General features: G+C 58.3%; 5 protein-coding genes. 1 reads left to right on the top strand and 4 read right to left on the bottom strand.

The genetic code is table 11. The features are described from left to right. A partial coding sequence (locus tag NCN04_RS06060) for an MFS transporter (protein WP_250395494.1) occupies positions 1–1,220 on the top strand: 1,220 nt, incomplete at its 5' end. Here the strand turns inward: NCN04_RS06060 and NCN04_RS06055 are convergent. From NCN04_RS06055 to NCN04_RS06040, 4 genes are read right to left on the bottom strand one after another with little or no spacing between them, the layout of a single operon-like run. Continuing rightward, complete coding sequence (locus NCN04_RS06055; RefSeq protein WP_250395493.1) at positions 1,118–1,741, bottom strand: SRPBCC family protein; 624 nt, start codon at positions 1,739–1,741, stop codon at positions 1,118–1,120. The genes NCN04_RS06060 and NCN04_RS06055 overlap by 103 nt on opposite strands. A 2-nt stretch (positions 1,742–1,743) precedes the next feature. Then, a complete protein-coding gene (locus NCN04_RS06050) occupies positions 1,744–3,495 on the bottom strand; it encodes a hypothetical protein (protein WP_250395492.1) in 1,752 nt (583 codons plus the stop codon). After that, the gene (locus NCN04_RS06045; protein ID WP_250395491.1) at positions 3,495–3,971 is read right to left on the bottom strand and encodes a protein-tyrosine phosphatase family protein; all 477 of its coding nucleotides are present in this window, start codon (positions 3,969–3,971) and stop codon (positions 3,495–3,497) included. The genes NCN04_RS06050 and NCN04_RS06045 overlap by 1 nt, the downstream gene beginning before the upstream one ends. A gap of 5 nt (positions 3,972–3,976) precedes the next feature. Then, on the bottom strand, positions 3,977–6,436 hold the full coding sequence (locus NCN04_RS06040; RefSeq protein ID WP_250395490.1) for a GumC family protein: 2,460 nt from the start codon (positions 6,434–6,436) through the stop codon (positions 3,977–3,979). Positions 6,437–6,790: the final 354 nt, after the last annotated feature.

Here is a 6,790-nt window from a genome sequence, read left to right as displayed (position 1 = left end):
CGCAGACCAGCCTCTACGGCATTGGGCTTTGGCTGTTTGCTCAGTCGGGCAGGTTGCTCGACTTCGGTTTGGTGGCGTTGGTGGTGCAGCTCGCCCGAATCCTGGCTCTGCCTCTGCTGGCTTCTCGATTGAACCACTGGCCACCGGCGCGGGTGATGCTGCTTGCGCATGCGGTCGGGGCGTTATGCACGTTGGCCTTGGCTGGGGTGTTGCTGGGGGCCGCGCCCCAGGCGGGCCAGCTGCCGTCCCTGCTTCCGATTCTGATGATTCAGGGTGTAGCGGCGATGGCGGAAGCCACGTTGGTGCTGCGATTTTCCAGTTTGATTCCGCTTTTGATTGCCGATGGACCTGCACTGATTCGGGCGAATGGTTTGTTTGCCACCACCGATGGCCTCGTGGTGACGATGGCCCCGTTCCTGGGCACTTGGCTGGTGTCTGCCCTGGGGCTGATGGGTGTGCTCGGCTTAGACGCCCTCAGTTTTGTGTTGGCGATGGTTTGCGTGTTGTTGGCGCCCTGGAGCGAGGACATTTTGCAACGGCTTCCATCCCCTGCCCCTGCGGACTCGATCGGTTGGTCTTCGCTCCCCAGACGTCTCCACCGCTTCTGGCGCCGGCGTGCGCTGGCGCGGCAGGCGCTTCTCCTGAGTGCGGTGGTGATGGGGGTGTATGCGGGTTGCGAAATCCTTTTCCCCGCCTGGGTGGCGGAACGTTGGGGTGCCGCCCGAATGGCTGTTGTGCTCGTCTTGGGTTGTGCCGGCTATGGAGGGGGGTTCCTGCTTTGGCGCTGCTGGTTAGGCCAGCATTGGCGGATGAGCGGCCGCGCGCTGCTACTGGGGCAGGCTCTCATCTTGGTTGGAGCCGGAGTGCCTGCGCTGGTGGCCGTGGATGGTCTGTGGTTTGTTGGTGTGTTTGGGTTCAGCTTGGGATTGCCGGTAGTGACGGCTGCCCTGCATCAGGCCTGGGTCACCTTGGCGCAGCAGGAGGATCCGGCTCGAGTGTTTGCGCTGCGCTACGGCTGCGAGTGGAGCAGCCGGCTGCTGGCTTTCTTGGGCGTGTCGTTGCTCGCTGACAGGCTGGTCAAGCCCAACATCAGTCCGATGTTTGAGGCCATCCCTGGTCAGCCTTTGGCTTTCACACTCAGTGGGCTGGGGGTTGTGGTGGTGGTCACGCTGTTGCTCGGGACGCGGTTGTCACTCAAGGCCGGCGCCAGCATCAACTGACGCAGCGTTTCGAAGCTTTGGCGCAGGCTGGCGTCATGGAGGCTGCGGAAACTGGATTGCAGCAAGCCTGGAATCTCAGGCGTGAGCTGAATGGTGTGACGCACCAGGGTGCCTTCGGCATCTGGAGTGAGCGTCCACTCGCCAGAGAGAGCGCGGATGTTGTCGCCGCGCACGAGCCGGTAGCGGAGATTGCGGGTCTGAGGGTTTTCCTCGCCCTCGAGAAGAACATTGATGCGTAACCCAAAGGTGTAGGGAGCCTGCAAAACCTGTTGGAGCCTTAGCTTCTGGCCTTGGCGTGACACCAGCTGCACGGCAGCCACATCCGGCATGGCCGCAAAGGTGCGGGCGTAATTGGTGAGCACAGTCCAGGCACGTTCCGGAGGCACTGGCACCCGCATCGACATGGTGGCTTGTTCACCTCTGCGTACCAGCTGCACGCTTCCGCTGGCTTGCAGTTGTTGTAAGGCCGGTTGCGGCGGGGGCTGTTCAACCAGCTGCGGGTTGAAGAGCAAGAACAGCATGGTCAGAAACTGAAGAGGATCCGACCGCCAAAGCGCACCTGCTCGGCACTCAGCAGCTGGCCCACATCGAGGATCGAGGCGGCGGTGCTGCCGTAGGCCTCGAGTGCCAGAGAGTCGGTGGTTTGCCAGCGCAGACCGAGGGTGCCATTGCTTTGAGCAACGTTGTTGACCACCACATTGGCCTCAGGCACCAGTTGCCAGCGGGGGGCCACCTGTACGTTGGTGCTAACCCCCATGGCCCAGAGGTTTCCTGCCCCACTCAGAACCAGTTTGGGGTTGAGATTGAGGGCCACAGTCTCTGAGGCTTCCCAGGTGAACATCGTTTCGGCGAACACGTAGCCCTGCCCTGTGTTGTTCACAGTGTCACTGTTTCGACCGAGCGTGATGCGACCACCTCCCCAGAAGGGGGCCCCACGCAGGGGGCTGAAGGCCACGGCTTTGCCGCCAATTCTCCAATTCCAAGCACCATCGTTGGCGTAAAGCCGAGCCTGGGGAGTGGTTTGGGGCACGTTGTTGTAGAGGCCTCCACTGAACAGATACAGCTGGAACACATTCGAGAGTGAATAGCCGAGAAAGGGGTTCACATTGCCGCCGGAATCGGCATTGACCCAGGCATCGATTTCATCTTCAGGCGGAACAAGGGCGGTGTTCACCGTGAGACCCCCTCGAGCCAGGGAGCGCTGCCGCGTGGTGAGTGGCGGTTGGGGGATGTCGGGTACATCAGGGGTGAACACGAAGCTGGCGCTGTAGCCCAGACGGTTGTCGGAGGGCAGGGCGAGCAGGGCCGTGGCTGGTGTGGCACCAAAGCCATTGGTGAGAAGGCCGCGCAAGCCAATCCGCGGGCTGAGGTTCCAGTTAATACCGGCCGAGTAGATCGGCACGCGCGAAAACTGCAGATCGGCATTGAAGCTGTTGGTGCCAGCGCCAATGGGTTGGGCGATACCGGCGGTGAGTCCGAGTTCGGGGAAAGGCTGGAACAGAACCCCGCCGCTGATGTAGGGATTTGTGCCATAGAAGGTGCCTGAGCCGCCTTGGCCGCCGCCTTGACTGGGGGGCAGGAAGCTCACACCAGGGGACAGATTGAACTGCAATGTCTCGCTGACCTGCCAGCTCGCCGGCAAGCTGAGGGAGCCAACGATGTTGCGGGTGAACACCCGACGCCCCGAGTTGTTGAAGATGTTGGGGCTCGAATTACTTCCCTTGTTGGCGAAGGAGTCGTCACCACCGCTGCCGACTTCCCAGGCCTCCAAGGAGCCGCTGATCGCCAGTTGCCAATGGTCTTGATCGAGCCATTTCCAGCGTGCGGCGGCGCCATAGCTCTGCCAGAAGTTGCCTGGCTGCTTGGTGAAGCCGGAGATCTTGGCCGAGAGGGGATCGTCGGCCTGGCTCACGAAGGCGGAAACCAGGAGGTTGTCGCTCAGGCCTACATCCAGATTCACGGCGTAGTTCTGGTTGCCGGTACCGGCGGCTTCGCCGGAATCGAAGGGTGAAATATTGAAGAAACCAATCCGCCACTGCTCTGACAGGAGGGTGGCGGCGGTGGGAACGGCGGGCGACAGCCTGAGCAGTGGCAGGTAGTCATTGCGGTTGAGGGGCGTGCTGTTCACCACGGCCTCCACTTGCTCGGCAGTAAGCGGTTGCAGCACGGGGCCGGGGGGCTCAGCGCGAATGGGAAGTACCGGTTCGCTGAGCAATTCCCAGCGCGGCAAGGGTGGGGGTGGCGGCGGTGGCGCCAGAGTCCAGGCAAGCGGCATCAGGGTGCTCCTCGCTCTGAGGCCTGGAACATTGGATGGCGTAAGAGTGCTAGCTGGCCTGGCAAAGGATTGGTTCCGGTATGCACCTGCATCAAGTAATCGAGAGCTGCTTCTGGGCTGAGCTGATGACGTTGGACGAGCCAAGCCAGGCACACCAGGGGTGACCGTTCCATGGCTGCAACACAGTGCACGAAAACGGAGCCGTGGTTGTGATGGAGTTGGTCGAGCAGGGTGAGGGCTTCAAGCAGTTCGGTTGGCTCCGGCAGACGGCCGCTGCGGTGGTCGGGCAGCACAATGCGGCGGCAGGCAAAGTGTTCTTCGATGCTGGGAGGAGGTGAGGCTTCCTCCTTCGAACAGAGACTGAGTACGGCCTTCACTCCAGCCTCATGAAGGCGTAACACATGGCGTTCTGCTCGTGGAGCAGGGCCAATCGCGAGCTCATCGATGAGCACCCAGTCGATCTGGAAACGTGCCATGGCGTTCAGCGATCCAACCAGCGCATGAATCGTGCGCTCTTACTGGCGAATGTTTGGCGCCAACTTCTGTTGCTGGCCTCTTGATCTGATTGAGGTGGTGTTGTGTCTTCAGCCTCGAGATCGGCGTAATGGGCATAGGCCTGATAGGTGTCGCCATATCCATATCCATATCCATATCCATATTTTCCGTATTTTCCGTAGTAACTAGAGCTGGATTGAGATTCTTTTTTGATCGCATTGGTGACAATGCCGAGTAAAGGAACTCCGCTCGAAAGGATGCGGTTGATCGCTTCTTTGGGCAGTCCTCGATCAACCCTTCCAAGGCCAACAAGTAACATCAATCCATCGCAATGTTCGGCTACCAGGGCGGCATCCGCCAGGCCGAGGATTGGAGGTGTGTCGAAAAGGACGAGATCAAAATCATTGCTTTCAGCAAGATCCTGAACGAGTCGGTGCATACGATTGGAGCTCAGTAATCGCGTGGGATCAGGTGGGCGACGGCCAGCCGTGAGCACACTCCAGTTGTTGTGCCCAGGGACTTTCGTTAGAGCGTCTTGCCAGGGATGATTGTCTTCCGCAAGGAGATTGGAAAGGCCCTTGAGGTTGTTGAGCCCCAGGCGAATGTGTAGTTGTGGTTTGCGGAGATCAGCATCGATTAACAGCACGCGCTGCCCCATCTCAGAGAGCGTTTTGGCGAGCAGCACATTCACAAGAGATTTGCCTTCTGCAGGAAGCGAGCTGGTGAGAGCAATGGTCTTTAAGGGGTGATCACTGTTTAGAAAACGGAGGGACGTGAACAGGTTGCGGAATGCTTCTTGATAGAAAAAACGTTGATAGCTTTTTTCTCTACTTTCTGCGTCTGTTGTTGTGCCAACACTGGTTGCTGAGGTATCAAGTTCTGAGAGAAGGAAGCGTTTGTCTTCTCGGACCCCCTGGAAAAAATCCACGTGGGGAATATGTCCGAGGACGGGCATATTGAGTTCGTTTTTAACTTCGTCTGATGTGTGGAACACATGATCGAAGCGATCGCGAAGAAGCCCCGCGCCCACACCTGCCACCAGGCCAAGCATGGTGCCAATGGCCAGGTTGTGCGGAACCGATGGCTTGATTGGATCTGGATCGATTTTGGCTGGTGCAATCACCCGCCAGGGCACGGTGCTTTGGGCAATTTCAAGCTGAAGGGTTTCCCGAGCGCTCACCAAGCCAGCCAGGTTGTCTTGGACGATCTTGAGGCGTTGCTGCAAGGTCTCGAATTGCTTGATCAGCGCTGGTTGCTGGAGAAACATCTTGTTGAGTTTCTCGGCTTGCTCTTTAGCCGTGGCAAGGCGGCCTGCATTCAGCGTGAGGGCTGCATCCACAGCCTCCACCTGGTTTTGGCGAAGAAGAGGTTGAAGTTGATTTAACCGTGCTTCGAGGCTCGTCACGATCGAAGAGCTTGGGTTGTACTTCGAACGCGCTTCCGCTAGTTCGGTTTCCACCTTCAGCAGTTGCTGCAGCAAGCTTTGGTCGGCATCGCTGATGGCGAGGCCTTGAGCTTGATTCACAGAACCACGGTTTGCGACTCCACTACCTGTGCTGATCGCTTCCTGGAAGCCGCGGGCACTGAGATTGCCATTCACGATTTCACCACGCACCTTGAGCAGCCGGCTGCGCTCGGCTTCTTGACCAAGAATCTGAGCGTCAAGCTCGGCGCTGCGCTGTTTGAGAGCCACACCTTCCTGGGTGGGCTCGAGCAGATTGTTTTGCTCGCGGAAGGCAGCGAGCTCGCTCTGCAGCTCTGAGGTTTTTTCTTCTAAGGCAGGAGCTTGTTGGTTGAGGAAGGCAAGGCCGTCGGAGAGCCTTTGTTGGCGCTGCTTCAATGCGGCCTGTAAATAGGCGCTGCTGAGGGCTTGGAGCAGGGCTTCATCTTCTGCTTGATCCCCACCAATCACACTCACCTTGAGAACCCCTTCCGCTTCTTTGCGATTTTCGCCACCAGTGGTGATCGAAATCCGCTTCGCCAGGCTCTCAGGGGTGAGATCGAATTGTTCAGCGATCGGGTTGAGCAGAAGCGGGCTTTCCAGCAACTCGATCAGAGTGGGGATGTCATTGCTGGTGTTGTTGCGGGCTAATTCTTCAAACATGGTGCCGCTGGCTGCTGCCGCCGCCCCGCCCCCGGGGCCCTCATTGCTGAGGGGATCGGTAATTAAAAGTGAGAAAGAGCCCTGAAACACCGGCCGGAAGATGCGTTGATAGCTCGTGACCAGCCCAGCCAGCACGATCACAGCAGCTGCGGTCACCCCAACCAGTTTTTTGCGCCTCCTGAGCGCTCTCCAGAGTTCGCGTAGGTCAATCTCGTCGTGGCTGTCTGCAGCCAATGCCGCTGGATTCCAATTGTTTGGGCCGAGATCTTTCACGCGCACGGTTTCCACGTTCTGACCAGGATCGCTGGGATGAAATCCGGGTTTTGCGATCAGGTTGGACACTTAAGCGGGTTTGAACGTGAGTGACGGTCTTTCTACTCCAAAGAACCGAAGTGAATGAACCCCAGAATGCACGATCTCCCCAAAATGGACGCTTTGAGTCGTGGCACGTCTGAATTGGTAGGGAATCAAGTTTCTTGCAAGGTGATTAGAAATGGCAGTCAAGTTGTTTCCCTTGTCTCCCCGCGATAGTCAAGCTTTTTTGATGCAATTAATGCATATTTCCCATCTATCCGCTGGCCTTTTGGTCGCTACCTCAATAGGAATCCCTGCCCTTGCCGTTGATCCTGTTTTTGCTGCGGTTGAGCAGAGCCTGACGGTTGACTCGAGGGTTCAGGAAGATACCTACATCATTGG

The sequence above is a fragment of the Synechococcus sp. MU1655 genome (assembly GCF_023630655.1).
Taxonomy (GTDB): Bacteria; Cyanobacteriota; Cyanobacteriia; order PCC-6307; family Cyanobiaceae; genus Synechococcus_C.
The sequence above is the reverse complement of the archived record's forward strand: the minus strand, read 5'-3'. Positions and strand labels throughout refer to the sequence as shown.